Here is a 16,751-nt window from a genome sequence, read left to right as displayed (position 1 = left end):
AGAGGTGAACTGTAGACATGATGAACTTTACAAGTAGATGTCCTTCAATCATTAATCGAATGCAATTGCGTAAATGTATAGCGTTATTAGGGGAAGAGTATAATAGTTTGCCATACCATATCTATTTATATAAAGATCGACTTGAACTTGAGATTGAAATGCATGAAGCCCCCAATATGTTAGAAGACTCGTATAATACAATTTTAGGTAATGAAGTGGCTGTACCAATTGGTATTTGTCTTGATGACATTCAAATGATTAAGATATTTCCTTTTAATTTAGATGATACTGAAATTGATGTGATTAAGTGTAAGATCATCTGGTATGTTTTTCATGAAATTCGTCATGCATGGCAAAATTCAAGGCATATTTATACTGAAGACAACATTGACCTAAACACAGAAAACATAAAAGAATACTATGAACATGAGTCGGAGAGAGATGCGAACTCATTCGCTGATAAAATGTATGCAAGTAATGTAGAACATATATTAAGAATTCTTGAGGTCAATAGAGGTATTATGATCGATTCTAAGAGTTTTTATAGACATAAATAATAAGTTTAAGTTTATTCGAGGAAGGCGCTGGCATTACATAGCACAGTATCTACGCTGCGGACTGTTCGGCCCTTGGTTTGTTTGAAGCAGTAAGCGGAAGAGTGAATCATCTACAATCTCAGGAGGCCAAGTCCGTCGAACCAGGTGCATTTGCTCCTTAACCCCCTCGGGTTCGTAGATACAAGAGCGTTATGTTAAATCATCAATAAAAGAATAGGGAGGTATGAGATGGCTAGTTTCATCTGGGGAAGAGATCCTCAAGAAGCTTATAAAAATCCTTATGAATACGAAGCTCAGAACCAGTTTTACAGAGAAGCGAGTGAATTGTTGAGATTATTGATTGAGCACATGACAAAAAAATCAGGTACATATACACGTGACGACCAAAGTGCTGAAAAGGCTATTTGGATGTTATCTCTTGATTCTTTAGAATCTTTAATTGATTGCCTTGATTTACTTAGAGATAAAAAGCATAGGATTGCAGGTAGGTTATTTCGTGATGCTGTGGAAGCAATGGATACAGCCTCTTATTTTAATTCCAATGATATAAAGAAAGATAAGTATTTAAGATACTGGTACAAAGATAAAGTAATACAGAATAGCATTTACAGAAACTACATAAAAGAAAATGATGAACAGGAGTGGGAAACACTACAAAAATATTACAAACAATTATCCAAAATTAATCATAGAACATATAGATCATTAGCATATTCTTATTCATTAGGTAGTAGTAAAAGGCTGATATATGAAGGTAGATATGAGAGCGGATTAATGGTTCCTCCTCATGTGATAGCAATGTATTATGCTTTGCTTGGTGGCTTAATCAGTCATTTCATAATAAGAATAATTGATTGCAAATTGATTTCTGTTGAAGAAGTAGATAGATTTTGGGATCACGCTTTGGAAGAGGAAACTATAGAAAGAAGATTTGCTACACCAAAAGAAGTATTTGAAAGATTTATCAAAGAAGCTGATGACATCACATAACATAATATTCACGCTGCGGGCATTCACCCTTGGTCCGGCAGGAGCCGGACACCCAGCATATGCTGGGTCGTGAATACAGGAACGTTATAAGCAATTGGGGCCAACATCTTAGGAGGGTGAACCATGATAGATCATCAAGAAATTTTACCAATTATCAGAAGATTTGAAGAGAATGAATTAACTTATTCACTTGGTGGAAGTGGATTATTATATTATTTGAATTTAACAGATTTAGTGAATGATTGGGATCTCATGGTTGAGTGTCCAAAAGATAAATTGCTTAAGGCTATAGATGGATATGATTGGATAGAACAGGATAGTGGAGACTACCCTTTTGCAAGTAAATATAGAATACATATTATATCATTAAGAATAGATATAATTGGGGGATTTGCTTTTTACGCTTAAGGAGAAATAATTCATTTACCTACATCGCATATTCGAAATAGAAAATGGGATGGAATAAAGGTATCAAGTCCTGAAATCTGGTACGTGGCCTATTATTTAATGGGAAGAGAAGAGAAATCGAATTTAATTTTAGGTTACTTACAAACACATAAAAAAATTGTAGATAAGCATTTAATAAGAGATATATTGAAGAAGAATGGTTTAAATGATGAGATTAGAGAAGAACTTAGTAAGTTAATTCAATGATGGCCCCAACAACATATAACATAATATTCAAGCAGCGGCTCCTTTGGAGCCTTGGTCTGCGAGAAAGGATTTCAGGGAAGCATTTCAGCAGACAACCCTTTTGGGTTCCTGAATACAGGAACGTTATATGCAATCGACAAGCCATTCTAGGAGTGAGATAACATCATGGAAGAATTAAAAACATTCGAAAAACTTATAGAACAAGACGATATATATCTAACAAATTTGTTATTCGGTAACGGATTTTCGATTAATTTTGGTAGTAAATTTATGTATAGCAATTTATTCGAAGAAGCAAAGCAGTTATTTTCAGGACAAGATATTGAACTCTTCGGTAAACTAGAAACAACAAATTTTGAATACGTGCTACGCATTTTAAGTAGCACAATTGATACAAATTTGATTTATGGAATAAAACATGAAAGTTTAAGGGAAAGTTATGAAAGAGTAAAAGATGCTCTAATAGAAACAGTTAGAAAAGTTCACCCTGAACCACATGAGCTTTCTTTTGAGCAAGTTAATGATTTAAAAACCATTTTTAGGATATTTAAAGAAAAGGTTTTTACAACGAATTATGATCTTTTGGCATATTGGGCCCTAAATAAAGTTAGAGGTATTAACAGAACAGTTTCTGATGGATTCGGATATGATGCTGATTCAGATATGATAATGTTTGGAGCAGGACCAGGAGTTTCCAAAGAGGATAATCCAATTAGATTATATCATCTTCATGGCTCGTTACATTTTTATATGGAAGATGGAGACATAATAAAGATAACTAAAAGTAGAAACCCAGTGGGCTTAAGTGAATTACCTTTATTAAATGTTATTACCGAGACATATGATTCAGGATATTTTCCCTTATATATTTCTGAAGGCACATGGAAACAAAAATTAAATAGAGTATTAAACAATAAATACTTACGGTTCTGCTATGAGGCGTTACTTAAAAGTTCTGAAGGATTAACAATATATGGTCAGTCATTGGACAGGGAAAGTGATAAGCACATAATTGATGCAATTAAGAATTCATCAGTAAGAAAGCTTGCATTTGGAATATATGATGTAGGTAATAGTGCAAATATAATTCATGAGATTACTGAACATTTTAAAGATAGTTCTATTGAAGTTGAATTTTTTGATGCGAGATACTTTTTTGAGTCGCTCAGAAATATTGAAATGGAAATGACTTTTAAGTAACTCGTAAGAAGTGTCGACCGCATATAACAATGCATCTACGCTGCGGGCCGTTCGGCCCTTGGTCTGCAAGATGCGTCTCAATGAGGTGACTTTAGCAGACAACCCTGCGAGGCCAAGTCCGTCGGACCCGGTCGCGTGCGCTCCCTTAAGCCTCTCGGGTTCGTAGATGCCAAAACGTTATGTGCAATATCTTGAAAAACTAAAAAGTGAGGGCTGTTATGAAAGTTTGGGTTTGTACTTGTTTTGATACAAGCTTTGATTTTTGTGAACAAAAATATAATGTCAGATACGATTCATTTGACATAGAAATAATTCGAGGGAGTTCAGAAGAAGGTCATAACTTATTCATTGAAACAACTAAAAAAAATGCTAAATTAGCGAACGAGGCAACTAGAAGATTCTTAAGTGAGATTTGCTGGTTGTATCAATCAAGAGTAGAGATCATTGCTGGTGGTGGATGGGCCTCTCATAAGACGCCTACTAACGTTGCGTTTCGAAAATTTGCAAGGATAGGTGGGGGAATAGATTTAACTAGTTACAGGCAAATAGCTTCAACACATGAACAGAAAATTGCTTTAGGAATTTATAGAGAAGCATTCAGTTCAAATAGTATTTTTTATAAATTTTTGAGTTGTTTTAAAATCATCAATATGATTTATAAGACGGGGAAAGAACAAAAAGACTGGATAAATAATAATATAGAGAAACTCATTAAAAGTAAAAGTAAGATTGAACAGTTGAAGCAGGAAGGCATCACTAACTTGGGAGAACATTTTTATCATTCCGGGAGATGTGCTATAGCACATTCTAATATCATTAGCGGCGAACCCATTGCAGATGCTGACAATCATGAAGATAACTTTAGGATTGGAAGAGAGATTGAGGTTATCAAAGAATTAGCGGAAATAATTATGAGTGATGAACTAATGATACCGACTAGGGGACAACTAATTAAGTATTATTAAGCGTATCCATGGAGTCACGGTACAGCACATAACATATTATTCATGCATCGGGCATACGCCCTCGGTCCGGCAGAGGGATTTCAGGGAAGCAGAAGCAACCGGACACACCTGGCATACGCCAGGGGTCGTGAATACAGGAACGTTAGGCGAAATTCATGCAATGTTAAAAACTTGAAAGGAGTGATGTGGTATGAAAACAAATAACCATATTCAAGATCTCTTTGTGTCGCAGAGGTCACTATTTTAGCAGAGAGATCATTAATTCGGGTCTCTCTAAGTTTAGGAGGAGTCCGATGATTAAATTAAAGGAAGTATGTAAGGATAACTGGGAAGAATGTATTTCACTAAAACCTAAGCAAGAACAGATGGAGTTAATAGCATCGAATTTATATTCAATCGCGGAAGCGCAATTTTTGAATGGATTTTCTAGTAGGGCAATTTATGAAGATGACGTTATGGTAGGTTATACACTATTTGGGCTCGATCAGGATGATCATAATTATTGGATCTATAGGTTTATGATCGATGAACGATACCAAAGAAACGGGTACGGTTTTGAAGCAATGACGAAATTGATTGAAGAGATTAGAAACAGAGAAGACAGGACGGATATAATAGTTCTTGGTTACAACCCAGAGAATGAACCTGCAAAGAAATTATATATGAGAGCAGGATTTAAAGAAGAAGGGATTGCTCCTTGGGGAGAAATGATTGCAAAATATAAGTTTGAGTAAGTATCTCAAAGGTGGCATGAACATAGCCTAACATGCATTCACGCATCGGGGCATACGCCCCTCGGTCCGCGAGAGGAATCTCAAGAAGTAGATTCAGGCGGACAACCCTGCACCGACTAAGATAAGAGCTATCTAAGCCGGTGAGGGTTCGTGACATACAGGAACAAACGTTAGGCAAAATCTAAAATGAGGTGAACAACTTGAATAACTTATTTTATTATCCAAGCTTCGAAGTAGAAAGAGAAGACTGGCTTAAATTTGCACTACTATATATCGGAAAATTAAAGCCAATTGTTCCGATAAATGAAAGACCAAGATTAAGTTCACAAACGAGATTATTACTAGATGAAACAGATCTATTAGATTTTCATCACCCGTCTTCTGAGGAAGCTTATAGAGCTTCATTAGATGCTTTTACTGTAATTGAAAGTTTATTAAAGTCACCAGAAAGATATTTTAGAACTTTCCACACGCGAAGAATATCTGATGTCTTTAGGGACACAAACACTCATACGTCTACCTTATTTCAAGAAAAGTATACATATGAATTCGAAAGATTTTGTTTAGATGAGGGGTTGGCTACAGATACTAATAGAGGTATTTTAATGAGTGATGAATTGATAAATATATATATGACCCTATTAGCTAATATTATTAGTGAGAATAATCACACATCTGCTGTGACTGATAGTAATGAAATGGAAAAATATAATGTTTTGTTGAGAAGGAGTCCTTCGCCTTCTGCAAATAGAATAAACATCGCAAAATCAACGATTAATTTGGCTTTACCAACTAATTTAGAAAATATTTCATTGGAGACAATTATTCAGCTTAGAAATAACAATGATTTCAGAGCCATGATTGATTCATTCCATAGAGAACTCGATGCTTATATTACGTCACTAGAAAATAATAATTATGATGAGAATTTTGTTGAACATTTGAACAGAAATCTATTTGATATTAGAAGTGAGTTGGCTCAATTAGGGCCTAACTTATTTAGTTTTAGTCTTGGATTCTGGTTCATTTTTAACGGAAGTGTAGATTTTAAAGATGTATTTGGTACTGCACTTATTGGAGGAGCTGTGACTGCATCTGTAAGTAAAATCTCACGTCAATTGAGAAATAATAGAGATGCAAGATTTACAAGAAAATACTTAGCAACTTTAGGGAAGGTACCATTTTAGACCTCGCCTAACATAATATTCACGCATCGGGCATACGCCCTCGGTCCGGCATAGAAGGATTTCGGGGAAGCAGAAGCAGCCGGACACCTCAGCATACGCTGAGGTCGTGAATACGGGGACGTTAGATGACATAAAGGAGAATAAACATGAAAAAATTTTTTCAGTCAGATTACATATGCTTATGAATTCACAAGTATAGAGATCTTTTCAAGTATAAAAATATGACTTTTTTTAGTACTGATAATCTTACAAACATCTATATAAACAATGGTGCTTCTGAAGCAAGAGAATTCAAGTTGGATTGCATTACTAGTATTGAAGAACATGAAGGACCAAGTGAAATCAATAGATATAATAGAGCAAGCATACTTACAGTACTTGGAGTCGTTTCTTTTTTTGTAGGAATACCATTAACGGTTTATCATAAAACAGAAGGGAGAGATACAATAATAGAGGAAAATTCAATCTATAACAAACCCTTGAAATTAGTTATTGAAAATGAAGATTATACACAACAATTAAAATCTGTGCTAGAGAAGTTAGAATCAGATGAAGAAGTTGTTGTATCTTTGTTAGATCGTTGGAGGAAAGCTAATTATTTAGTGAATGAGAGCGTTGATGCAAATCTTTATCATGATGAAGCCATTCTCAGTTATTTTCACATAATAGAATTAATTTGTGAAATTTATTCAAAAGGATTACGAGTTGATTTAGAAGAAAATATAAGAGATTATGTCGAAGATTTTTATAAAAAAAATTTCTTTTTTAATGAAAATCAACTTGAGTCACAAGTTAATTCAGTGAAAAAAGTCTTTACTGAAGTTTTGATTGGTAGAGACTTGGCATTATCACATAAAATCAAATTTGTTTTAAATAAATTCAATATGCTGAACCCTTTTGTTGAATATTTTATTGATTCTGTAATAAAAATGAGGAACGCCATTGCTCATGGTAGATTTACATACCAAGAAAAATTATCTTGGCCCTTACCACCATTTTTTTTCATGTCTAATGAATCATTTGAAATATTAGGCTCTTTGAATTTTCTTACAGCTAGATTGATTAGTTGTTATTTAGGAATTGAATGTTGGAAAAAAGAATGGGAAGAAGTAGATAAAGATTTGATGCCACCTGATAAGTTACTAGAAAGATTTTTAACAAATGCTACAGAATTTCCTGAATTGAATTGCATAAGTATCAATGAGTCCAATCAATACCACATTACCTGGGGAACGATTTTTAAGCATTATGTAAGTAATCCTAAAAAATTTAAAATAGAAAAAATTGATATGTCTTTAAAAAGCTTATTCATAAATTCTACAGTGAACGAGTCTACCGCCGGTGATTTATTTAATATATCTGTGATCTTAAGTGACTCGAAGGATGAAGAAATTCAAAATACAGCTATAAAGAACATAGATTTGATAGTTCAAAATAGGTGGTACACTTGGTCAAATAAAAGAGATATCTATAGTTATTTAGAAAAAATGAATGTTCCACCTATCTGGTATCTAAGTTATTTAAAAGATTAAAGATTTACGTCATCTAACATAACATTCACGCTGCGGAAATTCGTCCTGGGTCCGGCATACGCTGGACACCCAACATTCGTTGGGTCGTGAATACGGGAACGTTATATGTAATTGAGGCAAAACTGACTATAAAAAAATATGGAGGAATTGCAGTTATGGGAATTTCAGTATTCTTAAGCTATCCAAGACCATATCTAAAAAGACAAGAAGAATTTATTAATCTAGTCATAAGGTATTTAGAAGATAGAGGTTTCACACCTAGGACATTGGGAATAACGGATTATGATATGAATGCACCACTAACGGCTATACGTAGGCTAATGCTTGAATCAAATGGTCTTATAACAATTGCATTTAGAAGAGCGTTTATAGAGAAAGGAATAGGTAAACCTAGTAGCGATATTGGTCAGTCAGAATATGATCTATCAAATAAATGGACGACAAGTCCCTATTGTTATATAGAACCAGCTATGGCCTTTCAAATTGGATTACCAATATTGATACTTAGAGAATCTGGAGTAATAGATGATGGTGTGTTGGAGAGAGGAGTGACTGGGTTGTATCTGCCAGAATTTGATCTTGATAAAATGCCCAACATTTACCTTGAATCAAGTGAATGGAGACAGATTATGGGACAGTGGGAAGGGAATGTACGTAAAGTGCTTGAAAATAAAGGATGCCCTCCTAAACTATATTAATATTTGAGCATTTCCATGAGGGCTCTCAACTACATATAACATAATATTCAAGCAGCGGCTCCTTTGGAGCCTTGGTCTGCGAGAAGGATTTCAGGGAAGCATTTCAGCAGACAACCCCTTCGGGGTTCATGAATACAGGAACGTTATGGGAAATCAGTGCGAATCATCGTAATATCAATACAAACAAAGGAGAATTTATATGCACTCTGAAAAGAACCCGTACAGCCTGTCAATAGAATGTAAAGACATTATCCTTCGCGAATATCAATTAGAAGATTTAAATCAATTACATGAACTTACATGGCAACCGGAGATTTATGGGTTCTTACCAGGTTGGAATGTTGAAAAAGAAGTTAGACTAGACTGGTTGAAGAATTATGAAATACCAGAAAATAATCAATTTCTTAATCTTGTCGAAGAAGGACTGGATGTTGGTGATCTTAGACTGAGGCTAGGGATCGTACTTAGAGAAACCGGGGAATTTATTGGCTGGTGTTGTTCAGGAATAAAAGACGATCTTCCAGCACCAAACAGAGAAATCATGTATGGTATTTCAAAAGAACATAGAAGTAAAGGATATACGACTCAGGCAGTTCAGGGAATAATTCAGTATTTATTTGATAACACGGAGATCAAAGAATTAAATGCAATTGCATTACTAGAGAATGGTGCATCGAATAGAGTTATTCAAAAAAGTAATTTTAAGTTTGTCGGAGAGATAGAAATAGATGATGAAGTATATAACCATTATAAAATTCATAAGATAGATTTTTGAAATATGGTGAGCTAATTCGGGAAGGCACTGACATCCTATAACATAATAATCAAGCACGGCTCCTTCGGAGCCTTGGTCTACGAGATGGATTTCGGAGAGGCATTTCAGCAGACAACCCTATGGGTTCATGAATACAGAAACGTTAGCCGATATACTTGTAAATTCATAATTATAGGGGTTGTTTATGTGCTTGTTGTTCATTGGTCACCTGTGAATTACTCAAAAAACATCTTGAAAAACGGAATTAGAAAAAGTCGGAACGGGGTTTACTGTTTTCCTTTAACAGGACATATTGCATTGGATCGTTGGTGGATGAAAGCATTAAAGAGATTTAGAAAAGACGGAAAGAAATATAATGGATTTGTATTTAGAGTGGAAGAGTCTGATTTTCCTGCTTATTTTGGTCATTTTATAGGACACATGACAAGTGACAGAAGCGAAAAAACCTATAAAAACGCTAATTGAATTAGGTATGGAAATACAGAATACAATCATTTGGAGGATCGGAGAAAGAGCTGTATGGAATAATATCGAAGTACATAACCATGGTCAGGATTTTTTAAAGCTGGGGAAGGAAGTAATTAAGAAAAATCCAGATGATTATAAGGAAACTTTAACAGATGCAGCATTCATGGAATACATCCTAGAGGACTGTCAACTTGTTTTGACGAATTCTATAAATGCTAGTCGAATCATTCGGGTTATCTCACCAACTAAAGAGTTTGGAAAAGTCTTATACAAGCAAAAGAAAGATGAGTATTTTGAGTGAAAACTCGAAGAGGATCAGTACTTCGGCTAACATATATTCAAGCAGCGACTCTGTGAAGCCTTGGTCTGCAAGGTGGATTTCGAAAAGGTATTTCAGCAGACAACCCCTAATGGGGTTCATGAATACAGAAACGTTATCTGAAAGACTAGCATTTAAGAAAACAGGTGAATAGAATGCCATTAATTCATGAGTTTCTTATAGCTCCTAAAATTGGCTTTGAATTAAATCAAATTGTTAGGAATAACAATGGGAGAATTAATAAAAGAAAATCAGGTATCGATTATTTAGTTGAATTAGATGATGAACTCTTTCAGTATTTTTCAGATACATTAAAGTGGATACCAAATGAAACTGAAAATAGATTCGGTTTGAATTACTGTGGGTTAACAGTTATGTATTCAAATGGAGCGAGTGTACTAAAGAAAATTATTACAGGTTGGTATGAGATATTTAAAAATGCTCCAAATGAAATAAAGTTAACAGGGAATTATTTTTGGAGAGACCAAATCGATAAAGGTGAATATGAAAAAATTGAAGTAAGAAAAGCTAATTTATTAAAAATTCTCTCTGAACTAATTACCTTATGTAATCTAGTTGAAGATAATGACGACTTAATAATATTACATCTAGGGATTTGACACTTTGAAAGAAGTTCTAGTAAGTTATTAGGTGTCAAGCACAGAAGCATATTCAGATAACACACGACCTGACCTAAGATAAGCTATCTAGGGTCAGGTCACGTCATAGAGGCGGAAATGTTAGATGAAAGCACCTAAATAAATAAAACCATCTATAAAGGATGAAAAGAAAAAATGATAAAATCTATTAGTATTGATGAATGGAATGGGACCACATTCAATGAAGAAATAGTTATGAATCCTACATGGGCAGACACTTTAAGATTTTTAAGAAAACTCGATGGAGATAAATTTACATTAGTCTTTTTTGAGGTATCAGACACAGATTCAGCATTAGTTGGAGGCGGACCGGAATATTTCATAGTGTCTATTACAATTGATGGTAATATATATACTCTTATGAACGATAAACAGGGAAACAATGAAATTCTTCTGGTTGCTGGTGGTCAGTTAGGCAATTATTGCGATAACATTTGTATAGAATTAATTCCTATGCTTGAAGTAATAAAGTATTATTATGAAACTGGAAAACTACTCGAAACACATAAATGGAAACAAGAATAATAATTACTTTGAATGCAACTCGAAGAAGTGGGTTAACGTCATCTAACATCGCATTCAACGCCTCTGACCGGGACAAGCCCGGCCCTTGGCCTGGAAGAGGCATTTCGGAGGAGCGGATTCATCGGACACATTAGACCTGCTAATTCGGACGAGCATTCCCGATGGTCACCTTAAGCTGTTTGAACTTCAGGAATACCCAAACGCTATGTGAAATCAACAAAATTATTTAAGAGGTAAACATGGGTGTGATCGCTTGGCGCTTTTTCTTACTTCACGAGCAAGTTGCAATAAAATGAACATGAAGTAGACGGAGCTGAGTGTCTACTTCATGTTCGCTTAAACTTTTGAAAATTGAATTACAGGTGGATCAATGGATCTTTGGAGGTTCAGAATTCATCCTATCGTTAAGCTGAGTCACAAAATCACCTTCGTTCGGGCCAGGGTTATTTCGAAACATTTTCGCTTCTTCCACCAGAACTTCGTCTGTATCCGTGCCAAGTATCTTTATTGTTGCATCAATGAATGAATCAAGTGGCATCGCACGCGGTTCATCGTTGTTGCTTTGAACCCATGGGGGCACAATTTCTATTACTTTTACCGATGTGTCTTTAAGCATGTACCTTTGGGACAGCGTATAGGTATGAAGTGCTGCTTTCGTCGCGGAGTATACAGCAGTTGTCGCTAATGGTGCAAATCCAAGTATTGAAGTCGTGTTGATGACAACCGCTTCTTCTTTGGACTTCAAATGCTCGATGAATGCAGAAGTCAACCGAATGGGACCTAGCAAGTTTGTAGTGACAGTCGAAATCAAAACATCCTCATCGATCACGCCCGCCGCGTCATCGGACTGTATGATGCCGGCGTTGTTAACCAAGACATTAACATCCGGGTATTCTTCGATTAACTGCTTGGCGACCGCCTTTATGCTGGCAGGATCTTGTACGTTCAATTCCACTGCGGACATGCCAGGATTCGCTTTGATTGTCTCCTCCAGACGCTCTTTACGTCGACCGGAGATAATAACTTTGTTTCCAAGATTGTGGAGAGCTTCTGCTAACGCACGTCCAATTCCCGAACCGCCGCCTGTAATAAAAATCGTGTTTCCTGTAAGTTTCAATTTTTAAACCCTCCTAATTCATGTGAATTAAATCATTCCAAAGATTGTAAAGCAATAGCTTTCATGAGTATGGCTCCTCTAAAATTGAACATATGTTGAATCATCAACATAAATTTTATAAAGTGAATGTATCAGAGCGGTATATGGGGTTCAATGGTTAAAACAAGCGTGGTTGTTGATTCTTCAACAGAGGACTTCGAAGTGTTCATTTTTTCGGATAGTACAAAGGGGAGAAGGATATGGACAGGCGTATTCAAAAATCGAGGCAAGCTATTATTGACGCTTTTATGAGGCTGATGTCAGAAAAGGAATTCGAGAGAATTACGATCAATCAAATTGCGGAGGAAGCGAATGTCAATCGCGGAACGGTTTATTTGCATTTCGCTGACAAGTACGATCTGCGCGATCAATGCATGGAAGCTCAAATTAACGAGTTACTACGCAATTGTATGTCTGAAGATAACTTCTTTCATGTCCCTTCCAAAACCGCACTACTGCGCACGTTTGAATATTTGGAGCAGCATGCTTCATTCTACTCTAGAATGCTAACGAACAAGGGAAGTACGGTCTTTCGGAACCAAATGGAGACAATGTTTCGGCAAAGTCTGAGCGAGCATCTGGATTCGATCAACCTCGATCAGGAAATGAACAGGGACATTACGGTGCAATTTTTAATTTCAGCGGCGGTAGGGGTATTGGAATGGTGGATTACCCGTTCGATGCCATATCCGGCATCGGTCATGGTTGAACAATTTTGGAATTTGCTGAACTGTGGTGTCGAGGGACACGAACGAACATCGTCCATTTGAGTCTCTAATTTAGAGGCTTTTTTAATGCTGGTGGAATAGTGATTCAAATGATAGAAATAGAAATAACAGAAGAAGAGTCACTAAAAGCTCAGAAAAGTGAAAGAGATGCATATGAACTAATAATCAAACTACAAAACGAAAAAAGACTATATAAGAAAATTCACTGATAAAAAATGGGTCAATCTTAAAATCAGTGCTTGGCTATCAACCCAACATCCGATGGCGGTTACATTCAATGAGAATGCCTGCTTTAGTACGGCTCTACTTTTCCAGCGATTCCGCAGGCGGATTGAGCAAGTGATGGTGGACTTTCAGATAAGTCCTTGCCCGTGGCAATAGCGTAGGCTGAACGGTTTTCCGAACCTACTGTACGCTGTCAATCACATGACCGTGAACATGAAACTGATCTGCAATGAGAATCGCACGAGGAAAGCACTCGCTGATCCAGGTATAATACGCCCATGCTAAATCCATGACGACCGCCTTGGGGTTCAACAAAAGAAAGTCTGGCTGAGTGTGTGCATACACTCGCAAGTCACTCAGTTTTTGACCCGGAAGCAGATGGAAGACACAGCAGAAAGGCTTTTTTCGCAAATACAGGCAAATGGCTTACCGTCCGCATACCATTACTTCCCTTACGAATGACGTTTTGGTCGGACTTGCACAGAGGCAGCATTGCTTGTAGCTGCGTGGAATGGCTTCGATGTGAAGCTCGTTGGTCACCATGGACCAAATTTGACGGACTTGTAGCTCTGGTATGCCGAGCATTTCATTGATACACTGGATCTGCTCTATTTATTTCCTTTTTTTGTTATTCGGTGAGACTTACAACAATACAGGAGTAGCAGACGATTTTCCATTTTATCCTTTGCTCACTACGTCAAGCATTGATTACAGCTTTGAGCCAAAAAACATGAAAAAAAAATGTTTTATCAGAATAATCTTTTCTGTCAAATATAATGTAACCATCTAACCGAATATTGAGCTACAACAGATTTACTAACATCTTGATTAGGAAAAATAACCCTATAATATTGAGTAACTGCAGAATAAACATAGTCTATATCTATATACTTAGGACTTCCGATGCTTAAGAAACCACCAAGTCTTATATACCTAGCAAATATTGTGGGTTGATCACGAGAAATAGCAATGCTAACCGCTGTACCAATTCTATACATCTCTCCAACGCCTATTGTCACAGGTGTATTTGTAGAAAACATAACAAAAGATTCTTTTTCCGTCTGGTTTTGATTTATTGTTTTCACATAAAGATCACCGGATATTTCCAAAGGACCTCCATCCAAGTTGTGCCCATAAGAAATTCCAATTAATGTTACTTCAAGCATCACAGCCATTTCTACATCTCCTTATGACTTATTTACCGTCAAAAAATCGACCATGGACTAAATTATTTCGTTACCGAAAGACTACTATTTCAAGGGAATAATCCCTATAGTTAATCATATACCCCATAATTACACTCTTTTGGTTATTCTAATCGATACGATTATATTCTCGAGATAATTCCAATATGTAAAAGTTTTAAAATAAAAAATAAAAAAAGCTCAATCTAAAAGTTAGTGTTTGACGAAGTTTTTTTCCATTTTCATCCTTTATCCCTTGCGTAAAACACTGATTTCAGTTTTGAGTCAAAAAAATTTGCATATTGATTTTGAATGCATAGTGAAGAAGTTCGGTAACTTCTGATAACATAATATTCAAGCATAAGAATCCTCACGGAGCCTTGGCCTGTTGGGATGGAGTTCGAGGAGGCATTTCAGTAGACAACCCCGGAAAAAATAAAAAGACAATGGAGGTATGTTTGGTGCTGACATTAGAAAAAGCTAGAAAAAATGATGCACAAAAACTTGCTGAAATACAAAAGGCCAGTTTTGAGGATGGATCAAAGCATTTTAAAAATAACGAAACCGTTGGGCCAATAGGATATGACTCCATAAGTTGGCAAGAAGAGATGATGCAAAATTGCGAATATTTCAAGGTACTCTTTAATGGAGAAATAATCGGGGGTGCTATGATATTTGTAGAATGTAATCAAGTGCATAATCTAGGAAGAATCTTTATTGATCCAAATTTTAAAAATCAAGGAATCGGAACGAAGGTGATGGAGAAAATTGAAAGTAAATTTCCAGACAGCACTGAATGGTGGCTGGATACTCCTAGCTGGAGTGTGAAGAATCATCACTTCTATTCAAAGTGTGGGTTTACTAAAGTTAGAGAAGAAGGTGGCTTATACATTTTTAAAAAGACTTTATAAACTTATGTAATGTACAAACGTTATGAGACATCAGTGCTAAGTGTTACCAAGAAGATATTCAATGAAAAGAGTGAAAGGGAGGATTTACAATGAAGATTGATTTTGCGATTGAATCAGATTATGAGTATATCTCGTTAAGAGACAAGCACATACATAAGACACTGATAAGACCAAAAATAAAAGAAAATGAAATTCTAATAATCAGAGAATCCAATCAAGAAATAGGTTGGATGAGATATGGATTTTTTTGGGACAACACACCATTTATGAATATGATATGGATAGATGAGGAGTATAGAGGAACAGGTATTGGTAAAAAAGTTGTCCAGTATTGGGAAGAGTCAATGAAACAAAAAGGATTTGAAATGGTCATGACCTCAACACAGTCAAATGAAGGAGCCCAACATTTTTATAGAAAGCTTGGATATAGAGATGCTGGATGTTTAATGCTTGAGAACGAACCTCTGGAAATAATACTGACAAAGGATTTAAACAAAAATTGACGTCGAGTAAACCAATGAAGGAAGTGACATTTAAAATATAATATTCAAGCTGCGTCCACAATTGAGCCTAGGTCTGGGAGTTGAATTTCGAAGAGGGATTTCAGCAGACAACCCCTTTGGGTTCAGGAATACAGAAACGTTAGATGAAACCATGCAAAACTAAAACTATGAAATCAAGATGAATATGATGAGTACCCTAAATCATGTTGTAAAGCTACTAATTCCGCCCCATAACAACTTTTCGGCTACAGATCTTGTGGAACACATGGGTAGTGTTATCTACGGAGAAGAGGCTAGCTCAATAAGAGACATGATTTATGAGGTACCAGAATCTTTGAGGACTATTATTTTATTAATAGATTTTGATACAGAATTATCAATGAATGGAGTCTTCGGGTTTCTGGAAAATCCCACTGGAAAGTACTTGAATGAAACAATTTCTGCTTTAAAGCTAATTAAATCAGAAAAAGATTCGTCTATTATGGAGGAGATAAAAGAGCTCATTGAAGGTATTAATTTTAATGGGCAAATAAAATTAGAACCATATCAAGTTACAACATTTGAAGAGAGACATGACATTAATGAAAGGCTACTTGAAAGAATTGAAGAGTTGGCTGATGGACTGTATATATATTCAATAGATAGGGATATTTTTGAATACTTAATTGGTTATCTTTCTGACAACTGGATTGTATTGTTGAAAGAGCTTAAGGGTGTTTGTAAGTAACTCGTAGAAGTGCGTGGTATCATCTAACCCAGCATGCGCTGGGCGTCTTGAATA

General features: G+C 35.8%; 21 protein-coding genes. 18 read left to right on the top strand and 3 right to left on the bottom strand.

Translation table 11 applies throughout. The features are described from left to right. The first annotated feature begins 17 nt into the window (after positions 1-17). From ACM1ND_RS18745 to ACM1ND_RS18680, 14 genes are all read left to right on the top strand, one after another. Positions 18-557, top strand: coding sequence for a hypothetical protein (locus tag ACM1ND_RS18745; protein WP_023989624.1), 540 nt, complete (start codon positions 18-20; stop codon positions 555-557). Positions 558-785: 228 nt separating this feature from the next. Further along, positions 786-1,547, top strand: coding sequence for a hypothetical protein (locus ACM1ND_RS18740; protein ID WP_418026458.1), 762 nt, complete (start codon positions 786-788; stop codon positions 1,545-1,547). Between the two features lie 123 nt (positions 1,548-1,670). Then, positions 1,671-1,955, top strand: coding sequence for a hypothetical protein (locus ACM1ND_RS18735; protein WP_418026457.1), 285 nt, complete (start codon positions 1,671-1,673; stop codon positions 1,953-1,955). A 411-nt stretch (positions 1,956-2,366) separates the two neighbouring features. Further along, entirely contained in the window at positions 2,367-3,401 is a 1,035-nt protein-coding gene (locus tag ACM1ND_RS18730) for a DUF4917 family protein (RefSeq protein WP_418026456.1), read from the top strand. A gap of 218 nt (positions 3,402-3,619) precedes the next feature. Next, complete coding sequence (mauJ, locus tag ACM1ND_RS18725; protein ID WP_341163551.1) at positions 3,620-4,366, top strand: methylamine utilization protein MauJ; 747 nt, start codon at positions 3,620-3,622, stop codon at positions 4,364-4,366. A 293-nt stretch (positions 4,367-4,659) separates the two neighbouring features. Further along, the gene (locus ACM1ND_RS18720; RefSeq protein ID WP_418026455.1) at positions 4,660-5,100 is read left to right on the top strand and encodes a GNAT family N-acetyltransferase; all 441 of its coding nucleotides are present in this window, start codon (positions 4,660-4,662) and stop codon (positions 5,098-5,100) included. Positions 5,101-5,300: 200 nt separating this feature from the next. Then, on the top strand, positions 5,301-6,287 hold the full coding sequence (locus tag ACM1ND_RS18715; RefSeq protein ID WP_418026454.1) for a hypothetical protein: 987 nt from the start codon (positions 5,301-5,303) through the stop codon (positions 6,285-6,287). A 296-nt stretch (positions 6,288-6,583) separates the two neighbouring features. Then, the gene (locus ACM1ND_RS18710) at positions 6,584-7,819 is read left to right on the top strand and encodes a hypothetical protein (RefSeq protein WP_418026453.1); all 1,236 of its coding nucleotides are present in this window, start codon (positions 6,584-6,586) and stop codon (positions 7,817-7,819) included. A gap of 155 nt (positions 7,820-7,974) precedes the next feature. Further along, positions 7,975-8,517 (top strand): hypothetical protein, encoded by a 543-nt coding sequence (locus ACM1ND_RS18705; RefSeq protein ID WP_418026452.1) that lies wholly within the window; start codon positions 7,975-7,977, stop codon positions 8,515-8,517. 199 nt (positions 8,518-8,716) lie between these two features. After that, positions 8,717-9,292, top strand: coding sequence for a GNAT family N-acetyltransferase (locus tag ACM1ND_RS18700; RefSeq protein WP_418026451.1), 576 nt, complete (start codon positions 8,717-8,719; stop codon positions 9,290-9,292). A gap of 186 nt (positions 9,293-9,478) precedes the next feature. Continuing rightward, positions 9,479-9,757, top strand: a complete 279-nt coding sequence (locus ACM1ND_RS18695; protein WP_418026450.1) for a hypothetical protein — start codon at positions 9,479-9,481, stop codon at positions 9,755-9,757. Next, positions 9,720-10,061: a hypothetical protein gene (locus tag ACM1ND_RS18690; protein WP_418026449.1), complete on the top strand. Its 342-nt coding sequence runs from the start codon at positions 9,720-9,722 to the stop codon at positions 10,059-10,061. The genes ACM1ND_RS18695 and ACM1ND_RS18690 overlap by 38 nt, the downstream gene beginning before the upstream one ends. 173 nt (positions 10,062-10,234) lie before the next feature. After that, positions 10,235-10,699 (top strand): hypothetical protein, encoded by a 465-nt coding sequence (locus tag ACM1ND_RS18685; RefSeq protein WP_068942497.1) that lies wholly within the window; start codon positions 10,235-10,237, stop codon positions 10,697-10,699. Between the two features lie 174 nt (positions 10,700-10,873). Continuing rightward, positions 10,874-11,263 carry a hypothetical protein gene (locus tag ACM1ND_RS18680; RefSeq protein WP_209943032.1) on the top strand — a complete coding sequence of 130 codons (390 nt, stop codon included), beginning with the start codon at positions 10,874-10,876 and terminating at the stop codon, positions 11,261-11,263. Between the two features lie 367 nt (positions 11,264-11,630). On the opposite strand, the gene ACM1ND_RS18675 is transcribed toward ACM1ND_RS18680, so the two are convergent. Continuing rightward, on the bottom strand, positions 11,631-12,380 hold the full coding sequence (locus ACM1ND_RS18675) for an SDR family oxidoreductase (protein ID WP_341057329.1): 750 nt from the start codon (positions 12,378-12,380) through the stop codon (positions 11,631-11,633). 239 nt (positions 12,381-12,619) lie between these two features. Between ACM1ND_RS18675 and ACM1ND_RS18670 the strand changes: the two genes are divergently transcribed. Next, a complete protein-coding gene (locus ACM1ND_RS18670) occupies positions 12,620-13,189 on the top strand; it encodes a TetR/AcrR family transcriptional regulator (protein ID WP_418026448.1) in 570 nt (189 codons plus the stop codon). A 363-nt stretch (positions 13,190-13,552) separates the two neighbouring features. Here ACM1ND_RS18670 and ACM1ND_RS18665 read toward each other — a convergent pair whose 3' ends face one another. Together ACM1ND_RS18665 and ACM1ND_RS18660 are read right to left on the bottom strand one after the other, a co-directional pair. After that, positions 13,553-13,783, bottom strand: a complete 231-nt coding sequence (locus ACM1ND_RS18665) for a transposase (protein WP_418026447.1) — start codon at positions 13,781-13,783, stop codon at positions 13,553-13,555. A 356-nt stretch (positions 13,784-14,139) separates the two neighbouring features. Beyond that, a complete protein-coding gene (locus ACM1ND_RS18660; protein ID WP_418026446.1) occupies positions 14,140-14,547 on the bottom strand; it encodes a hypothetical protein in 408 nt (135 codons plus the stop codon). 470 nt (positions 14,548-15,017) lie between these two features. On the opposite strand from ACM1ND_RS18660, the gene ACM1ND_RS18655 reads away from it, so the two are divergent. The 3 genes from ACM1ND_RS18655 to ACM1ND_RS18645 all read left to right on the top strand — a co-directional run bounded on the left by ACM1ND_RS18655 (position 15,018) and on the right by ACM1ND_RS18645 (position 16,697). Further along, positions 15,018-15,467 carry a GNAT family N-acetyltransferase gene (locus tag ACM1ND_RS18655; RefSeq protein ID WP_418026445.1) on the top strand — a complete coding sequence of 150 codons (450 nt, stop codon included), beginning with the start codon at positions 15,018-15,020 and terminating at the stop codon, positions 15,465-15,467. An 89-nt stretch (positions 15,468-15,556) separates the two neighbouring features. Continuing rightward, entirely contained in the window at positions 15,557-15,970 is a 414-nt protein-coding gene (locus ACM1ND_RS18650; RefSeq protein WP_418026444.1) for a GNAT family N-acetyltransferase, read from the top strand. A gap of 178 nt (positions 15,971-16,148) precedes the next feature. Next, on the top strand, positions 16,149-16,697 hold the full coding sequence (locus ACM1ND_RS18645) for a DUF4375 domain-containing protein (protein ID WP_418026443.1): 549 nt from the start codon (positions 16,149-16,151) through the stop codon (positions 16,695-16,697). Positions 16,698-16,751: the final 54 nt, after the last annotated feature.

The sequence above is a fragment of the Paenibacillus sp. JJ1722 genome (assembly GCF_048282685.1).
GTDB classification, from domain to species: Bacteria; Bacillota; Bacilli; order Paenibacillales; family Paenibacillaceae; genus Paenibacillus; species Paenibacillus polymyxa_B.
The sequence above is the reverse complement of the archived record's forward strand: the minus strand, read 5'-3'. Positions and strand labels throughout refer to the sequence as shown.